The sequence below is a fragment of the Pseudomonas sp. K5002 genome (assembly GCF_013386655.1).
Taxonomy (GTDB): Bacteria; Pseudomonadota; Gammaproteobacteria; order Pseudomonadales; family Pseudomonadaceae; genus Aquipseudomonas.
In genome coordinates, this window is record NZ_JACARK010001130.1 from 1 (window position 1) to 1505 (window position 1505).

The window sequence follows — 1505 nt, forward strand, 5'->3', positions numbered from 1 at the left end:
GGTTTGCGGCCAACCTCAGCATCCTCGGCTTGCCCCTGGGCGCGACCCTCGTAGCGTTTCGCGGCCTGGCGATCTGGCAGGCAATCATCGTGGCGATCCTCGGCGCCGCCGGCTCGTTTGCGGTGGTGGGCATCATCTCCATCGCCGGCCGTCGTGGCCGTGCACCGAGCCTGACCCTGTCCCGGGCGATCTTTGGCGTACGCGGCAATATCGGCCCGACGCTGGTGTCGCTGATGTCGCGCCTCGGCTGGGAAACCGTCAACACCACTACGGCTGCGTTCGTGCTGTTGTCGTTGTGTTCGATCCTGTTCAATTCGCCGGTTGCCGCCAAAAGCGCGCCGGTACTGACCCTGCTGTTCATTGGCATTTTCGTGCTGCTGACCCTCGCCGTATCGGGCCTGGGCCACGCCACCTTGCTGGTGATCCAGAAGTGGGCCACCTACGTGTTCGGCGCGCTGAATATCCTGGTGGGCGGTTTCCTCTGCGCCACCATCGATTGGAGCGCGGTGTTCAACGCCACGCCTGCGCCGTTGAGCGCGATGATCATCGGCGTCGGCACCATGGCCGCCGGTACGGGTATCGGCTGGGCCAACGCCGGTGCCGACATGTCGCGCTACCAGCACCGCAGCGTCAAGGCCGTGCGCCTGGTGGCCTCCGCGGCATTCGGTGCGGGGATTCCGCTGGTGCTGTTGATCACCCTCGGCGGTTTGCTGTCGGTGGGCAACAATGACCTGGCGTCGGCCACTGACCCGATCATCGCGATCCGCGACATGCTGCCGACCTGGATGGCGGTGCCGTACCTGATCACCGCGTTTGGCGGGCTGTTGCTGTCGAATAACCTGTCGGTGTACTCGGCGGGCCTCACCACCTTGACCCTCGGTTTGAAGGTCAAGCGCGTGCACGCGGTGATCGTCGACATCGTTGCGATCTTCGCCGGTTCGATCTACTTCATGCTGATCGCCGACAGCTTCTACGGCCCGTTCATCACCTTCATCTCGTTGCTGGCGGTACCGATCACCGCCTGGGTCGGGATCTTTGTGGTCGACCTGATTCATCGCCACTACTACAGCCCCAAAGACCTGCTGGACGTAACGCCAAGCAGCGCCTACTGGTACCGTGGCGGAGTTGAATGGCGTGCGTTCGGCGCCTGGGCGATTGCGATCGTGCTGGGCTTCAGCTTCACCACCATCGGCACCACGGCCGAGAACATCTGGTTCGCCGGGCCGCTGTCCGATTCGTGGCTGGGCCATAACGGCCTGGGCTGGATCGTCACCTTCCTGGTGGCCGGCGGGATTTATGCGGTACTGGGTGGCGCGGCTGATCGTCGTCCGGCTTTGGTAGAGAGCGCTAATGTCTAGATTGCTGCACAGCGGCCAGGTCATCGTCGACCTGGTCATGTCCCTCGACACATTGCCCGCCACCGGCGGCGATGTATTGGCCAACTCCGCCAGCTTCGAAGCCGGCGGTGGCTTCAACGTGATGGCCGCGGCCCGACGCAACGGCTT

The 1505-nt window shown here is 64.0% G+C and carries 1 protein-coding gene and 1 pseudogene; both read left to right on the forward strand.

Annotated elements, in window-relative coordinates:
- Positions 1 to 1358: cytosine permease (locus HX846_RS34020; RefSeq protein ID WP_178967131.1), on the forward strand; the 1358-nt coding region annotated here is incomplete at its 5' end.
- Positions 1351 to 1505, forward strand: a pseudogene (locus tag HX846_RS40000) (sugar kinase); the annotation flags it as partial. The gene HX846_RS34020 and the pseudogene HX846_RS40000, both read left to right, overlap by 8 nt.